General features: G+C 74.0%; 19 protein-coding genes. 8 read left to right on the top strand and 11 right to left on the bottom strand.

Annotated elements, in window-relative coordinates; genetic code table 11:
- Positions 1–12: 12 nt before the first annotated feature.
- Together ACQYWQ_RS29580 and ACQYWQ_RS29585 are read right to left on the bottom strand one after the other, a co-directional pair.
- Complete coding sequence (locus tag ACQYWQ_RS29580) at positions 13–951, bottom strand: sirohydrochlorin chelatase (RefSeq protein WP_431038874.1); 939 nt, start codon at positions 949–951, stop codon at positions 13–15.
- 165 nt (positions 952–1116) lie between these two features.
- Complete coding sequence (locus ACQYWQ_RS29585; RefSeq protein WP_431038875.1) at positions 1117–2103, bottom strand: N-acetylglucosamine kinase; 987 nt, start codon at positions 2101–2103, stop codon at positions 1117–1119.
- 144 nt (positions 2104–2247) lie between these two features.
- Here ACQYWQ_RS29585 and ACQYWQ_RS29590 point away from each other — a divergent pair, with 144 nt between their 5' ends.
- On the top strand, positions 2248–2910 hold the full coding sequence (locus tag ACQYWQ_RS29590; RefSeq protein ID WP_431039399.1) for a uracil-DNA glycosylase: 663 nt from the start codon (positions 2248–2250) through the stop codon (positions 2908–2910).
- Positions 2911–3038: 128 nt separating this feature from the next.
- Positions 3039–4184 (top strand): MFS transporter, encoded by a 1146-nt coding sequence (locus tag ACQYWQ_RS29595; protein ID WP_431039400.1) that lies wholly within the window; start codon positions 3039–3041, stop codon positions 4182–4184.
- On the opposite strand, the gene mmuM is transcribed toward ACQYWQ_RS29595, so the two are convergent.
- Positions 4111–5025 (bottom strand): homocysteine S-methyltransferase, encoded by a 915-nt coding sequence (gene mmuM, locus ACQYWQ_RS29600; protein ID WP_431038876.1) that lies wholly within the window; start codon positions 5023–5025, stop codon positions 4111–4113. The genes ACQYWQ_RS29595 and mmuM overlap by 74 nt on opposite strands.
- Before the next feature lie 192 nt (positions 5026–5217).
- Between mmuM and ACQYWQ_RS29605 the strand changes: the two genes are divergently transcribed.
- Positions 5218–6321, top strand: coding sequence for an NADH:flavin oxidoreductase/NADH oxidase (locus ACQYWQ_RS29605; RefSeq protein ID WP_431038877.1), 1104 nt, complete (start codon positions 5218–5220; stop codon positions 6319–6321).
- Between the two features lie 149 nt (positions 6322–6470).
- Positions 6471–6830 carry an ArsR/SmtB family transcription factor gene (locus tag ACQYWQ_RS29610; RefSeq protein WP_431039401.1) on the top strand — a complete coding sequence of 120 codons (360 nt, stop codon included), beginning with the start codon at positions 6471–6473 and terminating at the stop codon, positions 6828–6830.
- On the opposite strand, the gene ACQYWQ_RS29615 is transcribed toward ACQYWQ_RS29610, so the two are convergent.
- Together ACQYWQ_RS29615 and ACQYWQ_RS29620 are read right to left on the bottom strand one after the other, a co-directional pair.
- Positions 6744–8231, bottom strand: coding sequence for a nucleobase:cation symporter-2 family protein (locus ACQYWQ_RS29615; protein WP_431038878.1), 1488 nt, complete (start codon positions 8229–8231; stop codon positions 6744–6746). The two genes, ACQYWQ_RS29610 and ACQYWQ_RS29615, sit on opposite strands and share 87 nt — an antisense overlap.
- A 347-nt stretch (positions 8232–8578) precedes the next feature.
- On the bottom strand, positions 8579–9223 hold the full coding sequence (locus tag ACQYWQ_RS29620) for a DUF305 domain-containing protein (protein ID WP_431039402.1): 645 nt from the start codon (positions 9221–9223) through the stop codon (positions 8579–8581).
- Positions 9224–9425: 202 nt separating this feature from the next.
- Here ACQYWQ_RS29620 and ACQYWQ_RS29625 point away from each other — a divergent pair, with 202 nt between their 5' ends.
- Entirely contained in the window at positions 9426–10913 is a 1488-nt protein-coding gene (locus ACQYWQ_RS29625) for an LVIVD repeat-containing protein (RefSeq protein ID WP_431038879.1), read from the top strand.
- Positions 10914–11023: 110 nt separating this feature from the next.
- Here the strand turns inward: ACQYWQ_RS29625 and ACQYWQ_RS29630 are convergent, their stop codons facing one another.
- The 6 genes from ACQYWQ_RS29630 to ACQYWQ_RS29655 form a co-directional block, all read right to left on the bottom strand.
- Positions 11024–11611 (bottom strand): hypothetical protein, encoded by a 588-nt coding sequence (locus ACQYWQ_RS29630; RefSeq protein WP_431038880.1) that lies wholly within the window; start codon positions 11609–11611, stop codon positions 11024–11026.
- 191 nt (positions 11612–11802) lie between these two features.
- On the bottom strand, positions 11803–12516 hold the full coding sequence (locus ACQYWQ_RS29635) for an HAD family hydrolase (RefSeq protein ID WP_431038881.1): 714 nt from the start codon (positions 12514–12516) through the stop codon (positions 11803–11805).
- A 31-nt stretch (positions 12517–12547) separates the two neighbouring features.
- On the bottom strand, positions 12548–13231 hold the full coding sequence (locus ACQYWQ_RS29640; RefSeq protein ID WP_431038882.1) for a phosphatase PAP2 family protein: 684 nt from the start codon (positions 13229–13231) through the stop codon (positions 12548–12550).
- 120 nt (positions 13232–13351) lie between these two features.
- The gene (locus tag ACQYWQ_RS29645) at positions 13352–14287 is read right to left on the bottom strand and encodes a M56 family metallopeptidase (protein ID WP_431038883.1); all 936 of its coding nucleotides are present in this window, start codon (positions 14285–14287) and stop codon (positions 13352–13354) included.
- A 210-nt stretch (positions 14288–14497) separates the two neighbouring features.
- Positions 14498–15058, bottom strand: a complete 561-nt coding sequence (locus tag ACQYWQ_RS29650; RefSeq protein WP_431038884.1) for a DUF5134 domain-containing protein — start codon at positions 15056–15058, stop codon at positions 14498–14500.
- 180 nt (positions 15059–15238) lie between these two features.
- Entirely contained in the window at positions 15239–16177 is a 939-nt protein-coding gene (locus ACQYWQ_RS29655; protein ID WP_431038885.1) for a sugar phosphate isomerase/epimerase family protein, read from the bottom strand.
- Between the two features lie 183 nt (positions 16178–16360).
- Between ACQYWQ_RS29655 and ACQYWQ_RS29660 the strand changes: the two genes are divergently transcribed.
- From ACQYWQ_RS29660 to ACQYWQ_RS29670, 3 genes are read left to right on the top strand one after another with little or no spacing between them, the layout of a single operon-like run.
- Positions 16361–18139 (top strand): FUSC family protein, encoded by a 1779-nt coding sequence (locus ACQYWQ_RS29660; RefSeq protein ID WP_431038886.1) that lies wholly within the window; start codon positions 16361–16363, stop codon positions 18137–18139.
- Positions 18136–18681 (top strand): MarR family winged helix-turn-helix transcriptional regulator, encoded by a 546-nt coding sequence (locus ACQYWQ_RS29665; protein ID WP_431038887.1) that lies wholly within the window; start codon positions 18136–18138, stop codon positions 18679–18681. The genes ACQYWQ_RS29660 and ACQYWQ_RS29665 overlap by 4 nt, the downstream gene beginning before the upstream one ends.
- A 56-nt stretch (positions 18682–18737) precedes the next feature.
- The gene (locus ACQYWQ_RS29670) at positions 18738–19274 is read left to right on the top strand and encodes an AAA family ATPase (protein WP_431038888.1); all 537 of its coding nucleotides are present in this window, start codon (positions 18738–18740) and stop codon (positions 19272–19274) included.
- The last annotated feature ends 5 nt before the right edge of the window (positions 19275–19279 follow it).

Here is a 19279-nt window from a genome sequence, read left to right on the forward strand (position 1 = left end):
GGCCCTTGCGGGTCAGTGCTGCGGGAAGCCCTGGGGGCGGGCCTGGTTGATGCCCAGCGCGTCCGTGTACTTGTCGACGACGAGCTTGCCGATCGCCGGGTAGGCGCCGAGCGGCTCGGCCGCAGGGCACTCTGCCTCCTCGGCGGCGCCGCGCAGCAGGCCCTCGTCCAGCTCGGGCCCGACGAGGTACGGGGCCAGCGCCAGCTGGGTCGCCCCGGCCTCGCGCAGCTCACGGGCCTTCGCCGCGATCTCGCCCTCCTGGTCCAGCGCCGCCGCCATGACCGGCACGGCGAGCCGCGCGGCCAGCAGCATGCCGGTGATCCCGGCCGCCTGCACGGCCTCGTCCCCGCCCACCGAGGCGAGGATGATGCCGTCGGCCGCCGTCGCCACGGTGAACAGGCGCGCGCGGTCGGCGCGCGCGAGACCGGCCTCGGAGAGGCGTACGTGCAGGGCCTCGGCGAGCAGCGGGTGCGGGCCGAGCACGGCGGTCAGCTCGGCGACCGCGCGGCTGTCGTTCACCGCCTGCCGCACGCGGCGCAGGAGAGCGCTGTCGGGCCCCGCGAGCAGCGGCACCACGACGGCGGCGGGGCCGTCGTCGGCGGGCACGTCGGCGCCCGCCTCGGCGGCCCGCGCGCGGCGCTCGGCGCGCTGCGCGGAGACGTGCGCGAGCACGGCGCTCAACTGCGGGTACTCGGCCTGGATCGGATCGGTCTCCTCGCTGTCGAGGTAGCCGACGTGCGCGTCGAGTCCCGGCAGCTCGGAACGGGCGATGCTGGTGACCTCGTCCGCCAGCTGCCGGACCTCCTTGCCCGGCGTCCCTGGCACGGCCAGGACGAGGGCGGGGGCGTTGTCGGGCGCCACCACCGGTTCGGGACGGCGGTGCCGTCCCGACTGGCGCGGACGGGGCATGCGTACGGGCAGGCCGGATGCGGGCCCAGAGGGGGTGCTCATGGCGCCGCATGGTACTGGTTTCCACCGGCTCGTCGTTCGGGCAGGGGGAGCGTGCGCGGTATCCGTCCGTATTTTTCCGGTCGGTACGGGAACGGGCCGGTGTCCTGCCCTTTCTTCCCTCGTCCTTGGCGCCGCGCGGCCCCCTCGGGTACGGCCCGCGAGGGCTCAGGCGCTCGCCCGGCGCACCGTCAGGTGCGTGTCGTCCACGGGCAGTCGAAGGCCATCGCCCGCGAGGGCCCGCGCGAGCAGCAGGGCCCCGTCCAGCGGATCGCCCGCCGCGGGCACCCGCGCCGCTTCCGGCAGGACGCGGGCCAGTTCCGCGTCGAGCGGTCCGAGCAGGGGCGCACCCGTCCGGAACAGGCCGCCGGTGAGCGCGACGACGCCGTCCGCAGGGCAGACGGCCGCGGCGGAGGCCGCGATGTGGCCCGCCGCCTCGCGCAGCACCTCCGTCGCCACGGGATCGCCGTCCTCGCCCGCCGCGGCCGCGACCTGCGGCGCGAAGGAGGCGAGGACCGCCGCTCGGTCGGTACGCGGGTACAGCAGCGCCGGCAGCCCCGGCAGCGCCCCGAACTCGGCCTCGGCCCGGCGCCGCAGCACCGCCGAGCCCCCGGGCCGCCCGTCGAGCGCGCGCAGGGCTGCGTCGAGCCCGGCCCGCCCGATCCACGCCCCGCTCCCCGCGTCCCCGAGCAGGTGCCCCCAGCCGTCGGCGCGGTGCCAGGCCCGCAGATCGGTGCCGAGCGCGATCATCCCCGTACCGGCGGCGACGACCGCGCCCGCCCGCTGCCCGAGCGCCCCGGCGTAGGCCGTCGCCGCGTCCGAGGCGAGCCCGAGCACGGGCAGCCCGAGCGCATCGGCGAGCGCCCCGGGAAGCACGCCCCGCAGGTCGGCGCCGAGCGTCGCCATCCCCGCGGCCCCCACCACGAGCGCGGCGGGCCGCGCCCCCTCGGGCAGTGCGCCGCGCACCGCGGGCAGGAGCTGTTCGAGCAGGTGCGCCGCCGAGATCCCCTCGGGCCCCGTCCGTACGGGTACGCGCGAGACGAGCACCCTCGGCTCCCTGTACGGGCCCCCTGCCACCGCGAAGCGGACCCCGGAACCACCCGAGTCGACGCCCACCACGACGGGCTCGCGGCCTGTGCTGTCGTACGGCGGCATGAGCGGATCTCCTCGGCTGGGGACGGGGCGGGCGGCAGCCTAGCCCTCCGCGCGCGGGACGCCCCCGCCGGGGAGCAGGACGCGGAGCCCGGATTGGGACGTACGTCACTGCGCCGATAGAGTGACGCCGTGCCAGCACAACCCTTGAACGAAGTCGTCGAAGCGGGCTGGGCCGATGCCCTCGCCCCGGTCGCCGGGCGCATCGCCGCGATGGGGGACTTCCTCCGCGCCGAGATCGCCGCGGGCCGCACGTACCTCCCCGCGGGGAAGAACATCCTCCGCGCGTTCCAGCAGCCACTGGACGACGTCAAGGTGCTGATCGTCGGTCAGGACCCGTACCCGACCCCCGGCATGGCGATCGGCCTGAGCTTCGCCGTCGCCCCCGACGTGCGGCGCCTGCCGGGCTCGCTGGTCAACATCTACCGCGAACTCCAGGCCGACCTGGGCGTCCCGCAGCCCTCCAACGGCGACCTCACGCCGTGGACCAGGCAGGGCGTCCTGCTCCTCAACAGGGCACTCACGACCGCTCCCGGCAGCCCGGCCGCACACCGGGGCAAGGGCTGGGAGGAGGTCACCGAGCAGGCGATCCGCGCCCTCGTCGCGCGCGGCAAGCCGCTCGTGTCCATCCTGTGGGGCCGCGACGCCCGCAATCTGCGCCCGCACCTCGGCGACTACCCGGCCATCGAGTCCGCGCACCCCTCGCCGATGTCCGCCGACCGCGGCTTCTTCGGCTCCCGCCCCTTCAGCCGCGCCAATGACCTGCTCCTCAAGCAGGGCGCCCAGCCCGTGGACTGGCGCCTGCCGTAGCCCGCGAGGGAGCCGGCGACGAGGGGCGCGGAAACCGTTTGCGCCCCTCCCGGCACGGCGTGTGGTGTGGCCCCGTGAACGTCTTCGCGGAAGGCCGGTGGCGCGCTCCCGCCGTGCTCCTCGGGCTCATGCTCGCCGCCTTCGGCTTCAACACGGCCGAGAACCTGCCCGTCGGGCTGCTCGGCCGGATCGCGAGCGGTCTCGACGTGCCGTTGTGGGCGGTCGGCCTGCTCGTCTCCTGCTACGGGTTCACTGTCGCGGCCGTCTCCGTGCCGCTCGCCCATCTCACCCGCGCCGTCCCCCGCCGCCACCTCCTCACCGGCGTCCTCGTCGCCCTCCTCGTCTCCAGCCTCGCCGCCGCGTGGGCGCCCGCCTACCTTCCGCTCCTCGCGGCACGGCTCGTCACCGCGCTCGCGCAAGCCCTCTTCTGGGCCGTGCTCGGACAGGTCGCCGTCGGGCTCTTCGCGCCGCGGGTACGGGGGCGCGTGCTCGGGACCGTGTCGGTCGCCGGCTCCCTCGCACTCGTCCTCGGGGTGCCCGCGGGGACGTGGGTCGGGCGGCACGGCGACTGGCGGCTCCCCTTCGGGCTGCTCGCCGTTCTCGCCCTCGTGGCACTGCTGCCGATCGCGGCGCTGCTGCCCACCGCCGCGCCCGAATCCGCCCCCGCCGCCTACGCGAGCGAGCCCGACGCGCGCCGGTTCGGCACCGTACTCGTCGCCGTCGCGCTCTCCGCGACCGGTGGCTTCGCCGGATTCACGTACGTCGTCGCGCTCCTCGGCACCGAGAGCGGCTTCGCCCCGGGCACGGTGAGCGTCCTGCTCCTCTGCCTCGGTCTGGGCTGCCTCGCCGGGGTGGCCGCCACGGGCCCCTTCCTCGACCGCTTCCCCTGGGCCGCGCTCACCACCGCCGTCGTGACACAGTCCGCCGCGCTCATCGGGCTCTCCGCCGCCGCCCGCCACCAGGTCCTCGCGGTGTGCTTCCTCGCCCTGCTGGGCCTCGCGCTCGGCCCGGTCTTCCTCGCCGCGCAGAACGCCATGCTGCGCTACGCGCCCCGCCGCACCGACCTCGCGCTCGCCGCCAACTCGGGCGCCTACAACGCGGGCATCGCCGCGGGCGCCGCGCTCGGCGGGCTCGTCCTCGCCCGCGCCGGGGTACGCGCCACCTTCCTCGCCGGCGGTCTCGTGAGCCTCGTCGCAGGACTCACGCTCCTGCGCGCAGGACGTCAGCGACGCCCCCGATCTCGCCGGGCCCGACCCGGCAGCACCCGCCGATGAGCCGCGCCCCCGCCGCGTACCACTCGGCGGCCAGGCCGGGCACGAAGCTCGGGTCGCTGCGCCAGCCGCGCGCGTGCGCGTCCCAGCGCTCCCCGCTGTTCGGGTACGCGACGCCCGGCCTCCCGCTCGCGGCGACCGCCGTGCGCACCGCGTCCGTCACCTCCAGCGGCTCGCAGCAGTTGACCCCCACCGCGACCACCTCGTCCGCGTCCGCCGCGAGCCCGAAGGCCGCGTCGAGCGGCTGCCCCGCCCGGGTTCTGCCGCCCGCCACGCTGTACGAGAGCCACACGGGCACCCCGCACCCGCGCACCACGGCGAGCAGTGCCCGGGCCTCCTCGGCGTCCGGGACGGTCTCCAGCGCGAGAACGTCGGGCCCGGCGGCGAGCAGGGCATCGACACGCGGCCCGTGGAAGCGTTCCAGCTCCGCCCGGCTCACGCCGTACCGCCCCCGGTACTCCGAGCCGTCCGCCAGCATCGCTCCGTACGGCCCCACCGAGGCCGCGACCCACCTGCTCCCGGACGCGCGCGCGGCCGTCACCGACAGCGCGAGCAGTTCGCGCGTGCGCGCCGCGTCGATCCCGTGGCGTGCGAAGCCTTCGAAGCTCGCCTGGTAGCTCGCCGTCGTCGCGATCTCCGCGCCCGCCTCCGCGTAGGCGCGGTGCGCCTCGGTGAGCGCGGCGGGCTCGTCGCGCAGCAGCCGCGCCGACCACAGCGCGTCCGCGAGGCCGTGCCCGGCGGCCTCCAGCTCGTTCGAGAGGCCGCCGTCCAGGACGACGGCCCGTTCGCGCAGCGCCCGGACGAGCCCATCGGAGTCGGTCTGGTGCGTACCGGTACCGTCCATGCCCCCAGGCTAAGCGGCGACGCCGGGCCCCCGCCGGAGCACGTTCCCGGGGCCCTTCGTACGAGAACATTCGTATTACGAGAGTGTTCGTACTATGCTCGCCCAGGTCGCCGCGTCGCTCCACCACGACCGCGTCACCCCACCACTTCACCACCCCACCACTTCACCACTTCACGAGGAGAGGGGAACCGCGTGAGCGCGCTCTTCGAGCCCTACGCCCTTCGTTCGCTGACCGCACGCAACCGGCTCTGGATGGCGGCCATGTGCCAGTACAGCGCCGCTCCGGACGGGCCCGAGCGCGGAGTGCCGACCGACTGGCACTTCCAGCACCTCGCCGCGCGCGCCGTGGGCGGCACCGGGCTCATCATCACCGAGGCGACAAGCGTCAGTCCCGAGGGCCGCATCAGTCCGTACGACCTCGGGCTGTGGAACGACGCCCAGGTCGAAGGCTTCCGCCGCATCACGCGCTTCCTCGACGAGCAGGGCGCGCTCTCGGGGGTGCAGCTCGCCCACGCCGGGCGCAAGGCCTCGACGGAGCGCACGTGGGTCGACCGCGGCGCCCCGATCCCCGTCGGCGCCGAGCACGGCTGGACGCCCGTCGCGCCGAGCCCGCTCGCCTTCACGGACGCCCACACCGTTCCCGCGGAGCTGACCGAGGACGGCATCCGCGAGATCGTCGGCCAGTTCGCGGAGGCCGCGCGCCGCGCGCTCGACGCCGGGTTCCGTACCGTCGAGATCCACGGCGCCCACGGCTACCTCATCCACCAGTTCCTCTCCCCGTACAGCAACCACCGCACCGACGCCTACGGCGGCTCCTACGAGAACCGCACCCGTTTCGCGCGCGAGGTCGTCGACGCCGTACGCGCCGTGTGGCCCGAGGAACTGCCGCTGCTCTTCCGGATCTCGGCCAGCGACTGGTTCGAGGAGGACCCCGCGGACCCGCGCACCGGCTGGACGGCCGACGAGACCGTCGCCTTCTCCCGCACCCTCAAGGAGCACGGCGTCGACCTCCTCGACGTCTCCACCGGCGGCATCTCGCCCACCGCGCCGATCGCGGCCGGCCCCGGCTACCAGGTGCGTTTCGCCGAGCGGGTCAAGAACGAGACGGACCTCGCGGCCGCCGCCGTCGGGCTCATCACGGAGGCCCGCCAGGCCGAGAAGATCCTCGCCGACGGCCAGGCCGACGCGATCCTCCTCGGCCGCGAACTCCTGCGCGACCCGTACTTCGCCGCGCACGCCGCGACGGAACTCGGCGAGCAGCCGTACGTGGCGCAGCCCTACCACCGCGCCTACTGAGGCCACTCGCGCGCCCCCGGCCCGGTGGCCGCGCGTGCCGGTGCCGCCCCCGTCAGCAGGGGAGCGGCACCGGCACGCGTCGTACGATGGGCCACCCGACGCCCGCCCGTACCGTGCCCGCCCCGTTCAGCCACCGCCTGGAGTCCGCAGTGACGACCCCCGCCGCCGGAAGCCGCGACCTGCCGCACCCCGAGCGCGCCGACATCCGGCTCGACGCGGTGCTCCACGCGCTCGCCGACCCGCTGCGGCTGCGCATCGTGCGCGAACTCGCCGCGCGGGAGCGGGAGCTGAACTGCTCCGAGTTCCCCCTCCCGGTCACCAAATCGACCTCGACGCACCACTTCCGCGTCCTGCGCGAGAGCGGAGTGGTGCGCCAGGTCTACCGGGGTACGGCGAAGCTCAACGGGCTGCGCAGGGACGACCTAGACGCGCTCTTCCCCGGGCTTCTCGACCACGTCCTCGACGCCGCCGCCCGCGAGGCCGGGCGACTCGGCGAGCCCGTCCGCTGAGGCTTTCGCGAGTCCGTCCGCCGCGGCTTCGGCGGGCTCGCCGGCCGCCGGCTCAGGGGCATGGGGCGACCGCCCTCCGCCCGGCAGGTGGTTGAAGAGAAGGTTCAGGACGAGCGCGGTGAGGCACCCCGCGCTGATCCCGCTGTGCATGACCGTCTGGAACCAGTCGGGGAAGCGGTCGTAGACCGTCGGCACGCCCACCGGGAGCAGCCCCACCGCGAGCGCGACCGCGACCACGGTGAGGTTGTGGTTGCCCTTGAAGTCGACCTCGGCGAGCGTGCGCAGCCCGCTCGCCGCGACCGTGCCGAACATCACGAGCCCCGCCCCGCCGAGCACCGGCGCGGGCACGGCGGCGACCACCGCGCCGAGCTTCGGCAGCAGCCCGAGCAGGACGAGCATCCCGCCCGCCGCCGCGACGACCCAGCGACTGCGCACCCGCGTCATCCCCACGAGCCCCACGTTCTGCGCGAAGGCCGTGTACGGGAAGGTGTTGAAGACACCGCCGAGCACCGTCGAGAGCCCGTCCGCGCGCAGCCCGTCGGCGAGCGTGGCGGGCTCCGCCCTGCGGCCCGTCATCTCGCCGACCGCGATGATGTCCCCCGAGGTCTCGGTCATCGACACGAGCGAGACGATGAGCAGCGAGACGATCGCGCCCGCCTCGAAGGTGGGCGCGCCGAAGTGGAACGGGGTGCTGATCCCCGCCCAGTCCGCGTCACCGACCCCACCGAAGTCCGTGAACCCGAAGGGGATGGCGACCAGGACGCCCACGACGATCCCGACGAGCACGGCGATCCGGCTCAGGAACGCCGGTGCGAACCGCTGCACGCCGATCACGACGAGCAGTACGAAGAGGGCGAGCGCGAGGTTCTTCGGCGCGCCGAAGTCCTTGGCGCCCTCGCCACCGGCGACCCACGCCCCCGCGACCGGCATGAGCGAGAGACCGATGACGAGGATGACCGTGCCCGTCACGAGCGGCGGGAAGAAACGCAGCAGCCGTCCGAAGACCGGCGCGAGCAGCACCATCGCGAGTCCGGCGACGATCACCGCGCCGTAGATCGCGGGGAGACCGCCCGAGCCCGTACCGATGAGCACCATCGGCGCGACGGCGGCGAACGTACAGCCCTGCATGAGCGGCAGACGCACCCCGAACCGCCACACACCCACGCACTGGATGAGCGTCGCGATCCCGGATATGAGCAGATCGGCGGTGATGAGGTACGCGAGATCGGCGGGCGGCAGCTTCATCGCCCCGCCCACGATCAGCGGGACGGCGACCGCGCCCGCGTACATCGCGAGCACGTGCTGGAGCCCGAAGGCGAAGAGCTGGACGGGCGGCGGTACTTCGTCCACGGGGTGAACGGCCTTCGCGGGCCGCGCGGCGGCCGGTGGTGCGCTCGGCATGGGCACTCCTGGGGAACGGCGGACCGGTACGGGCCCGCGCGGACGGGGACAGGGCAGAGTGTGGGGGACGGTTCAACTGGCTGGAACCGTAGGGAACTTAAACATTCTGTTGATGTCCGCGGGGTTTCCGTGCCGTTTCCCCGCCCCCGCCCCCGGCTCTCGTCGCCTGCCGCCTGCCGCCTGCCGCTTGCCGCTTGCCGCCTGCCGCTTGCTGTTTGCCGTCTACCGCTCGCCGCCTGCCGCTTGCCGCCGTGTCCTCGCGCCCTGGCGGGCCACGGTTCGGTCCCGCCGACGCCCCGCTCCCCGCTCGGCCCGCCGGCCCCCTCGTGCCTTCGCGAGCGACCCGCTCAGTCCTTCGCCAGCGCCTCCATGCGATGGATCTCGCTGCTCTGCTGTGCCACCACGTCGTTCGCCATCTCCTCGACCCGCAGGTTGTTGCCGCCCGCGAGGACGTCCCCCGCCATGTCGATCGCGCCCTCGTGGTGCTTCGTCATGAGCCGCAGGAAGAGCCGGTCGAAGTCCTCGCCGCGCGCCGCCTTCAACTGAGCGAGCTGTGCTTTCGTCGCCATGCCGGGCATCGCGCCGTGCTCGTGCCGCGGAGCACGGGTCCCCTTCGGGTCGTACGTGGCCTGCCAGCCCTTCATCGCGTCGATCTCCGGGCCCTGCGTGTCCGCGATCCGCTCGGCCAGTGCCTTCAGCCCCGCCGAGGACGCCCGGTCCGGCGCGAGCCTGCTCATCTCGATCGCCTGCGCGTGATGCGTGGTCATCATCGCCACGTAGCGGAAGTCGGCCGTGTTGGGCCGGTCGTCCTCCTTCTTGGCCGATTCCGCTTCCTTGGGTGACAGCGTTTTCGCCGGTTCCCCGGGCTTCCCCGGCGCGATCACCGAACTGGCCGACGCCTTCGGGTCCTTCACCCCGCCATCGGGCTCCTGACCTCCCCCTCCGCACGCCGCGAGTCCCAGGCACAGGGCCAGCGGGAGCACACCCCGCAGGCCCCACACGCCCCATCGGACACCAGGAGAACCAGAAGATTCCATGACGATCCTGTTACCCGCTCTTGATATGTGCATGAGGAGCACCATACTTCGATCAGTCCCCGAACCATTCAACTCCGTTCGCCCACCGCGGAGATCACGCACCGTCAGTGCGGGACCGCCGCGGTGGGCGAACGGAGAAGAGGGAGAAGAGGAAGCAGTGACCCTGTCCAACCACCCCCACACCCGGCGCAGACGCCTCGGCGTCGGCGCCGCGGCGGCGGGACTGCTCGCCGCGCTGCTCGCCGTGAGCCCCGCGGCCGCGACGCCGGGGCCAGGCGACGAGAGCGCGTCCCGCACGGCGGCCGGCTCCCAAGCCGCCGCGTCCGCCAAGAAGGACGTGGCCACGGGCGAGATACCGGGCCAGGACGAGATAGTCCACTCCCGTAACATCGAGCACCTCAGCAACACCCCCAAGGACGCGCTGGCCGGTACCAACTCCGACCTCGCCTTCCAGGGCAAGTACGCCTTCGCGGGAAACTACGACGGCTTCCGCGTCTTCGACCTGAGCAACCCGAAGAAGCCGCGCACCGTCACGCAGGTCCTGTGCCCCGGCTCGCAGAACGACATCTCCGTCTCCGGTGACCTGCTCTTCCTGTCCACGGACTCCTCGCGCAGCGACGACTCCTGCAACAGCACGACGCAGCCCGCGACCGAGAAGTCCTCGTGGGAGGGCATCAAGGTCTTCGACATCAGCGACGTGCGGCACCCCGAGTACGTCGCTTCCGTCGAGACCGCCTGCGGCTCGCACACCCACACGCTCGTCCCCGAGCGCAAGGACGTGTACGTGTACGTGTCCTCGTACTCGCCGAGCGCCAGCTTCCCGGACTGCCAGCCGCCGCACGACGGGATCTCCGTCATCAAGGTGCCGCGCAAGGCGCCGCAGCAGGCGAAGGTCATCGACTTCCCCGTCCTCTTCCCGGACGGCGGCAACCCGGGCAGCCCCGTCAACCCGGGCGTCTCGGCCACGACGGGCTGCCACGACATCACCACGCTGCCCTCGAAGGACCTCGCCGCAGGGGCCTGCATGGGTGACGGCATCCTGCTCGACATCAAGAACCCGGCGAAGCCGCGGGTCATCGACCGGGTCCAGGACAACAAGAACTTCGCGTTCTGGCACTCCGCCACCTTCAACCAGAAGGCCGACAAGGTCGTCTTCACCGACGAACTCGGCGGCGGCGGCGCGGCCACCTGCAACGCGGAGGTCGGTCCTGACAAGGGTGCCGACGGCATCTACGACATCGTCGGCAAGGGCGACAAGCGCAAGCTCGTCTTCCGCTCCTACTACAAGATCCCGCGCCACCAGGCCGACACCGAGAACTGCGTCGCGCACAACGGCTCGCTCATCCCGGTCAAGGGCAAGGACCTCATGGTCCAGGCCTGGTACCAGGGCGGCGTCTCCGTCTGGGCCTTCACCAACTCCCGCAAGCCCCAGGAGATCGCCTACTTCGAGCGCGGCCCGCTCAGCACCGACCAGCTCGCGCTGGGCGGCTCCTGGTCCGCGTACTACTACAACGGCCTGATCTACTCGAACGACATCGAGAAGGGCTTCGACGTCCTCAAGATCACCGACCGCCGCACCGACCCCGCCAAGAAGATCAAGGTCAGCGAACTGAACGTCCAGACCCAGCCGGACTACTTCGACTGAGTCGCGGATGTGGCCGGCTCATCCCCGGTGATCCCCGCCGTCCTTCGAACGGTATGGGTGGTGGCCCGCGTCCTCGGCGCGGGCCACCACCGTGGAGTGGTCTCGGGCGGCTAGCTCCAGCCCCCGAGCGGACCTCCGCCGAGCTGGGCGGAACAGATGTTGTAGCCGCCCTGCGCGTGTCCTTGCTTCGTCTTCCCGGCAACCGTCACCGAGCAGTGGATGTCGCCACCGCCGGCCAACTGGGCGGTGACCACGTAATACAGGGCATCGCCCTTGAAGGGGAGTGTCTTTGTCAGCGGCAGTCCGTGGCCCTCGATGTTCTCGCCGTCGCTGCCGTAGGTGATGTTGGCGCCGGAGGGGGCGCTGCCCCACACCTTGAAGACGACCTCGTCAACGTTCTTCCTCGCGGTGGCCTCCTCCGGCGCGCCCGCCCTCTCCGTGCCCGCCTTCTCCGCGTCACCGCTCCCTGACTTCGTTCCGCCTTCCGAGGCCTTCGTCACGGTCACGGTGGGAGCGGGCTTGGCGTCCGACGTGGTCTTCGCTTCGTCCGCTCCACCGCCGGAGCCCCCGATGCCGATTCCGGCGAGGAACACGACTGCGGCGGCGGGGAGGAGGACGCGCTTGCGGGTCCAGCCGGGTCGGCCGACGGGCGGCGTGGACGGGACGGGCGCGTGCGTCTCGGGCGGCAGGTGGCTCATAGGGACTCCGATGGGCAGGAAAGATGACCGATGGCTGGGGGGCGAAATGAACAACCCCTCCCCGTCGGCCACAGTTGCCTGGAGCACCTACTCACCGACCGAAATGGTGAAAAACTGCTGTCTCACTGACGGCAGCTCGGACTTCGGCTAGCGCGAGGGGATTCCTCCGTGGTGCTGCTGGCCGCCGTTCCTCAGGCCCCCGCGTCCACCAGCCCCAGCACCGGACGCAGTCCCGCCGGGCGGGCCGTCACCGGGAGGTGGTCGACGAAGTGGACCGCGCAGCCGAGGGCGGTCGCGCCGCCGTCGGCCTCGCGGCTGTCGCCCACCATGAGCGTCTCGGGGCCGCTCGCGCCGAGTACCGCGCACGCCGTCGCGAAGAGGCGCGCGTCCGGCTTCTGCACCCCGTGCTCGAACGAGAGCGTGTACGCGTCCACGAAGGCGTCCAGGCCGTGCGCCCGGAAGACCGGGCGGATGTCCCAGCCGACGTTGCTCACCACACCGACCCGGACCCCCCGCGCCCGCAGCCCCGCGAGGACGTCGTGCGCGTCCGGGTAGGGCCGCCAGCCCTCGGGCCGCATGTGCCGCGCGTACAGCTCCTCGTGCAGCGCGTCGTCCGGCAGCGGTACGTGCCGGGACAGCCCCGTGTACGCCGCCCGGTGCGCCGCCGCGCTCTCGTCCCGTACGGGCCACAGCTCCGCCGTGTGCGCGTCGGGGAACCGCACCGGCGCGCCCGGAGCGCCGCCCGGTTGTGCCCCCACCCGCTCCAGCGCGGCCGCCAGCTCCACGAGTCGCGCCTCCGGCAGGACGTGCCCCGTCGCGGCGAGCGCCCCGCGCAGCCACTCCTCGGCGGACTCGATGCGCAACAGCGTGCCGGAGAAGTCGAAAAGGACCGTCTTGATCGTCATACGAAGATCCTCGGGGCGACCCGGGACCCGGTCAAGGCGACCCCCGCCCGCGCCACCCCCGTGTCCCCAGCACGACGAGCAGTGCCCCCAGCAGCCAGCCGCCCACCACATCACTCGGCCAGTGCACCCCGAGCCACACCCGCGTCAGCCCCACCCCGGCCACGCTCACCACGAGCACCGCGCCCACCGCCCCCAGCAACGGACGCGGCACCCCGTAGCCCCGCAGCACCCACCACAGGAGCCCGCTCACCACCGTCGCCGTCAGCGCGTGGCCCGAGGGGTACGCGGCGAAGGATGCCGAGTCCACCGGGTCAGGCCACACCGGGCGCTCCCGGCCCACGGCCGCCTTGATCAACTGCTGGAGCGCCGTGCCCGCGAGACACACCACCGCGATCCGCACGGCGCGTTCCCGCGCCCCGCGGCCCAGCAGCCACACCACGAGGAGCGCGGCGAGCAGCCGGAACGTCCACGGGTCCCACACCCAGTCGCTCAGCACCCGGCACGTGTGCGTCAACGCCCCGTCCCGCACGGCGGCGCGGTGCGCGGAGCGGGCGAGCGAGGAATCGAGCGAGACCAGCGGCCGCCACGAGGCGGCGACGAGCGCGAGGAGCAGCGCCGAGAGCACGCCGAGGACGAAGGCGGTCGTGTCCCTGCGCCCGCGTGCTCGCGTGGGCGTCCCGTGCCCCGGCCGGGTGCGGGCGGTCGCTGGAGCCATAGGGGTTCCTCGGTGGGCGGCTGCGGATCGGGACACGCACCACGTGTGCCCGGCGTGCGGGAACCGTGCGGCCCGTACGTCCGCAGAGCCTACGGCCCGTACCCCTCGCCCCCCCTCGCCTCAGCCGAGCGCGCGCAGGCCGGGGACGAGCGCCACGAGGACGGGGACGAGCGGGACGAGCGCGCCCGCTGCCGTCCACTGGAGCCGGCGCCCGGCCGTCAGGCGCGGGTGGGCCTCCAGGAGCCGGTCGACGCGGCGGGGCACGTCGGCGTGCGGCGTGGGCGCCGGGCCGAAGACGCCCCGGTCCTCGTTCAGCTCGACGAGCGCGAGCGCCGTGGTCAGCCGGCCGAAGCGGCGCGAGGCGACGTCGTCGGCCGCCAGCTCGACGAGTCTGTGCATCTCGTCGCGGAACGCGGCGAAGACGGGGACCTGCGGAAATCCTCTGGCGAGCGCCCCCGAGCAGTACAGGAGCCAGTCGTGGCGCGCGTGCGCGTGGCCGAGTTCGTGGGCGAGGACCGCGTCGAGCTTGCGGCCCTCCAGGCGGCGCAGCGCCGCGGTGGTGATGACGAGTTGCGGGGGAGTGCCGGGCAGCCACCACGCCTCCGGCTTCTCGCCCTCAAGGACCCGCAGCCGCTCCTTGGCGGGGCCCTCGCCGGGCAGCCGCGGCGAGCGCGTCCGCAGCGCCGCGCGCTCGGCGCGCCGTCGCCGCCTGCTCTCGCGGATCTCCCGGGTCAGCATCGCCGCCGTCCAGGCCCCGCCCGCCGCGAGAACGAGCGCGGTCGCCCCCGCCCAGGGGCCCGTGGTGCCGAGCGCGTAGGCGTCGATCACCCCGTGCGGCGCGGAGGCGAAGAGCTGCCCGCGCACCGCCTTCCAGGCCGCCGCGGCGCTGAGCGCCATCGCGAGGGCGCAGCACATGAGCACGCCCCCCACGACGCACTGCCACAGCCACAGCGCCACGATCGGCTCGCGGTCCGTCCACGGGACACGGGCGATCACGCGGGGTGCGAGCACAGCGGTGAGCGCGCCGAGCACGAGCAGGGCCACCGGGACCATCATGCGTCCAGCCTATGGGGGCGGCCGGTTCGGAAGATACAGGCTTTCATGGCAAGTGACGCACGCCACGGACACCCCCGGTTCCGCCACCCGTCGCGCACGCTCCGTGCTCACCCGGTCGACGCGCCGTACGGCCCCGCACTCCGTGCTCACCCGTCCACGCGCCGTACGGCCCCGCACCCCGGGCCCGCGCGGCCGACGCGCCGTACGGGCTCACACCGCGAGCAGCATCGCGAGCATCCCCGTCGCCATCGCGAGCCGGCAGGCCCGTACGACCTCGGTGCGGCCCGTCCAGTGGGTGGGCGCGGGGCCCGCTGGGCCACCGGCGGGGACGAGACGGGCGCCGGTCCAGAGCATGTACACCGCGTAGTAGGCGAGCAGGAGCCCGGTGACGAGGGGGACACCGCCGGGGACGTGCCCGCCGCCGTGGCCCGCGTGCCCGGCGGGGGCGCTCGCCATCGCCCAGGCCATGTAGATCATGGCGAGGGTGCCGACGAGGTGGTGCACGTGGTGGGCCGAGCCCGCGCGTGCCGCCCACAGCGCGCGCAGCGCGGCGGCCCCGAAGACGACCGTGTAGCAGAGCCAGGCCCACGCCGGTGGTTCGAGCACGGCCGCGGGCACCGCCATGACCGCCATCGCGAACCCCATGAGCGCTTCCCCGCCCGCCGTGCCCCGCACGCCCTGAGCCGGATCGCGCATCCGCAGGAGGCAGTACGCCGAGGTGGCCGCGCACAGCGCGACGAGCAGCCAGGCGGCCGGTCCCGGAGCGTGCACGGCGAACCTCCCCGTCGAGAGCGTCAGGAGCCGAGAGTCGTGACGCGGAGGACCTGCCCACGGCAGGCGGCACCCAAGGGGTCGCACGGAGGTACACGGGGGAGTGCGAGGGGGCGCGTGGCGCGGTGGGCGGAACGTGATCCGTGCCGTGCGCGCGCCACGGGTCCGGGGATCTCCCGCTCAGAGCGCCCCGGGCATCCGGCGGCGGCCGTGCGGCGCGGGCGCGGGGGGACCCGCAGGGGCGGGGTCGTCTGCCGGTGGGGCGGGGGAGTGGGCGGGGACGCCGTCGACGGGGAGGCCAGGGAAATCGGCCTCCTCCAGGACGCCGACGCAGGCGCGGTGGACCTGGCGCGCCGTGAGACGGGGGTCCTGGACGTCGAGCATGTCCGAGACGACCTCGGCGGCGAGCGAGGCCCGTACGCCGTGCGCGCGCAGCGTGTCGAGCATGCCCGCCACGTGTCCGCCGCCCTCGCCCGGCAGGAGCCGGTGGTGGCGGGCCTCGTAGCGGGGGTCGCGCAGCGGGGTGCGCAGCGCGTCGGCGAGCTGGACGGCGATGATCCGCTCCGCCGGGACGGGGGCCAGGTCGGCTGCGGTCGCGCCGGAGCGCGCCCAGTGCCAGCAGTCGACGAGGACGCCACCGTTCGCGTCCCCCGCCGCGTCGACGATCTCCCAGGCCGCGCCGATCGTCGGGACACCCGCGTACGGGAGGAACTCGAGCGCGGCGCGCGCCCCGCTCGCCGCGGCCTCGCGGCACACGCGGGCGAAACCGGCGGCCAGCTCGTCGAGCGGGCGCGCGGCGAAGACCGTGGCGTGGACGCGTTCGGGACGGAACAGCGCGACGAGCCGTCGCGCGAGCAGGTCGTCCTCCCTGGCCCGCCGGTCGGCGCCCCCGCCCCAGGCGGTGAGCAACTCGATCTCCGTCACGCGCAGGCCGCGCGCGGCGAGCAGGTCGACCATCCTGCGATCGGTCCAGCCGGCCTCCAGCGCGTCCCTGTACTGCTCCACGGACAGGCCGAGGCCCTGGAAGCCGGCCTCGGCGGCAGCCCCCACCCGGGTGCCGAAGGGCACGGCACGAAGAGTCTGGGCACTGAGGGTCAGCTCGTAGGACACAAGGCTCATCCTAACTTCGGCGCGCTCAACTGGGGAAACCCCGGCCCCTACGAGTGATTTTCGGGGGTGTTGGGCCCCGGTCGTCCGGCACTCCCGCCGTGACGGGGTGCGGGGAGTGCCCCGAGCGGGCCGCGAGACTGGCACTCCGTGCCGTAATCATTTACTAGTAAAACACTTGCTAAGCTTGTGGTCATGAGTCGTCCCCGCCCCGTCCCCTCCACCCCCACCGGGCAGCACCCGGCCACGCGTCCGGCGCCAGGACCCCGCGCGAGGAAACTCCCCCTCGCCGGCGCGCTCCGCGTCGGCGGGCTCAACGACATGTGGTTCAAGCCCGCCACCGGCGCCTCATCGGCCGCGATCATCCCGCTCTTCACCCTCCTCGCCCTCGACCGGCTCGACCTCGCCGCCTACACGATGGCCGGTTCCCTGTGCGCCCTCTACGGCCACCACCTCCCCTACGCGCGCCGCGCCCGCGCCGTCCTCTGGGTCATCCTCGGCATGGTCGCCGGAGTCGCCCTCGCGATGGTCACCTCCGCCGCGACAAGCTCGGTCCCGCTGCTCATCGCGGTCGGTGCCGCGATGGCCGCCGTCCAGAAGACCCTGTGCGAGAGCACCGGCATCGGAGCCCCAGGACCCGTCATCTTCGCGTTCGTCAGCTCGGCGACCCTCTTCGTGCCGCAGACCTTCGCCGCGATCCCCGGACACCTCGCCCTGACCGTCGGCGCGGCCGCGCTCTCCTGGTGCGTCACGATGGCCCCCGCACTCCTGCGCCCCACAGGACCCGAGCGCCGCGCCACGGCCCGCGCGCTCGAAGCCGTCGCCGCCTTCCTCACGACCCCGGCCGAAACCGGCGCGACCCCCGCGCGCGACCGCGCCCGGGCCGCCGCCGTCACCGCGCTCCACGCCGGCTGGCAGTCCCTCTACGCGACAGGCCGCCGCACCCCCGTACGCCGCGACCTCGAACGACTCCTCGTCCGCGCCGAGACCGCGCTCGCCGCGCCGCACGAGGCGGACGCCGCGCTCCTGAGGGAACAGGCGGGCGGGATACGCGGCACCGGGCCACTGCCCCGGCCCACCGACCTCGATGAGGCCGCTCTCCAGGAACTGGCCGGCATCGACATCGAGCGCGCCCGCCGCCCGCGCGCCGCCCACCCCGTCCTGCGCGCCTTCGCCCCCGGCTCCCCGCTGCTCCCCGTCATGGCCCGCGCCTTCCTCGGCTCGCTCCTCGCCGGGCTCCTCGCCCGGGGACTCGGCAGCGACCGCCCGTACTGGGCGATCGTCACCGCCGTCGCGATCTTCCAGATCAACGTGACCCTCAGCTGGACCCGCGCGATCCAGCGCACCGTGGGCAACGTCGTCGGCGTCGGCGTCTTCGCCCTGATCGCGCCCCTCGCCCACGCGACACCGGCCGCGATCGTCGTCCTGATCATCGTCCTGGCCTTCGGCGCGGAAGCCCTCATGCCGCGCAACTACTGGCTCGGCACCCTCTGCGTGACCCCGATGGCACTCCTGATCGGCGAGTTCGGCGGCAACCACGGCACCGGCCCGCTCGTCGGCGACCGCGTACGCGACACCGTCGTCGGCGCCGTCGTCGGCCTCGTCGTCGCCTTCTTCGTCACCAACCGCCGCGCGAGCGCCGCACTGGAGCGCTCGCTCGCCGGGGCCGAAGCGGTGCGCGAGGAGACCGACGCGCTCCTGGCCCGTACGGGGGCGAGCGCCGTCGACCTGGAGCGGGCGCGCCGCCGCCTCGCCGCCACGCTCGTCGCGCTGCGCGCGGCGGCCGACACGGCCGCGGGTGAGTGGTGGCAGCGCGCGGTGCCCGAACGGCGGGTGCTCGACGCCGAGCGCGCGGGACACCGTACGCTCGCGGCGACAGTGACACGGCAGGGCCTGCTCGCCCGGCGGCCCGCCCCCCAGGACCCGCGGCCCGTACCCCACGAGCGGTCCCACGAGGAGGACACACCGGTATGACCACGGCGAACGACCCGCCCGCGGCCCCCACGGGCGCTCACCACGACTCGGTGGCCACCGTCGTACGGCAGTGGCGCTCGGTGCACCCCGGCATCGACACCGCGCCGATGGAGCTGATCGGCCGGGTCAATCGCTGCGCCGCCCTCCTCCAGCAGGCCGAGGACGCGCCGCTGCGGCGCGGCGGGCTCAGCCGCGCCGAGTTCGACGTGCTCGGCGCGCTGCGCCGCACCGGCGACGAACTGACCCCCGGTGAGCTGGCCCGCGAGACGTACTCGTCGGGCGCGGCCGTCACCAAGCGGCTGCGCAGGCTTCAGGAACGCGGCCTCGTCGAGCGCAGGACCGACCCGCACGACCGGCGGGTCAGCCGCGTCACGCTCACCGGGGCGGGCGCCGCGCTCGTCGACGACCTCCTGCCCGACCAGCTCGCCTTCGAGTCCACCGTCCTGAGCGGACTGCCGCACGACGAGCGCGAGCGGCTCGTGGGACTGCTCGGCGAACTCCTCGGCCAGCTCGAAGGGCGCCTGGGCGGACCCCGCTACTGAGCCGGGGCCGGAAAACCGGCTGACGCACGGGGACGGGTCTGCGAGAGTGGCCCGCCGTGATCACGTACGAACTCCTCCTCATCGGCGGCGGCGCGGGTGTCGGCAAGACCAGCGTCGGGCAGGAGGTCTCCGTCCTCCTGCGCGAGGCGGGGGCGGCCCACTGCCTCATCGAGGGCGACTGCATGGACCAGATCCACCCCGCCCCCGCCGACGACCCGCACCGCTCCGCCGTCACCGAGCGCAACACCGCCGCCGTCTGGGCGAACTACGCGGCTCTCGGCCGGCGCCGCCTGATCTACACGAACACCGTGAGCGTCATCGAAGCACCCATGCTCGTACGGGCCATGCGCGGCGACGAGGTCAGGACCACCCTGGTCCTCCTCACCGCCACCGAGTCCACCGTGCGCGAGCGGCTCACCGCGCGCGAGGCCGGTTCCCAGGCCGGGGCGCACATCGAGCGCAGCCTGCGCATGGCGCGCCGCCTGGACGCACAGGCCCCCGCGGGCACGGTGCGGATCGCGACCGACGGCCGGTCCGTGCCGGACATCGCCGCCGAGGTGGTGCGGGCGAGCGGCTGGACACCGGACGGCTGAGCCGC

Source organism: Streptomyces sp. P6-2-1, from assembly GCF_050613165.1.
Classification (GTDB): domain Bacteria; phylum Actinomycetota; class Actinomycetes; order Streptomycetales; family Streptomycetaceae; genus Streptomyces.

Coding starts and splice junctions, on each gene's coding strand:
- ACQYWQ_RS29665 (WP_431038887.1), top strand. CDS start 18,136: ATGACCACGGCGAACGACCCGCCCGCGGCCCCCACGGGCGCTCACCAC.
- ACQYWQ_RS29595 (WP_431039400.1), top strand. CDS start 3,039: ATGCTCGCCGCCTTCGGCTTCAACACGGCCGAGAACCTGCCCGTCGGG.
- ACQYWQ_RS29615 (WP_431038878.1), bottom strand. CDS start 8,231: ATGCCGAGCGCACCACCGGCCGCCGCGCGGCCCGCGAAGGCCGTTCAC.
- ACQYWQ_RS29655 (WP_431038885.1), bottom strand. CDS start 16,177: ATGAGCCTTGTGTCCTACGAGCTGACCCTCAGTGCCCAGACTCTTCGT.
- ACQYWQ_RS29580 (WP_431038874.1), bottom strand. CDS start 951: ATGAGCACCCCCTCTGGGCCCGCATCCGGCCTGCCCGTACGCATGCCC.
- ACQYWQ_RS29630 (WP_431038880.1), bottom strand. CDS start 11,611: ATGAGCCACCTGCCGCCCGAGACGCACGCGCCCGTCCCGTCCACGCCG.
- ACQYWQ_RS29585 (WP_431038875.1), bottom strand. CDS start 2,103: ATGCCGCCGTACGACAGCACAGGCCGCGAGCCCGTCGTGGTGGGCGTC.
- ACQYWQ_RS29640 (WP_431038882.1), bottom strand. CDS start 13,231: ATGGCTCCAGCGACCGCCCGCACCCGGCCGGGGCACGGGACGCCCACG.
- ACQYWQ_RS29635 (WP_431038881.1), bottom strand. CDS start 12,516: ATGACGATCAAGACGGTCCTTTTCGACTTCTCCGGCACGCTGTTGCGC.
- ACQYWQ_RS29645 (WP_431038883.1), bottom strand. CDS start 14,287: ATGATGGTCCCGGTGGCCCTGCTCGTGCTCGGCGCGCTCACCGCTGTG.
- mmuM (WP_431038876.1), bottom strand. CDS start 5,025: ATGGACGGTACCGGTACGCACCAGACCGACTCCGATGGGCTCGTCCGG.
- ACQYWQ_RS29660 (WP_431038886.1), top strand. CDS start 16,361: ATGAGTCGTCCCCGCCCCGTCCCCTCCACCCCCACCGGGCAGCACCCG.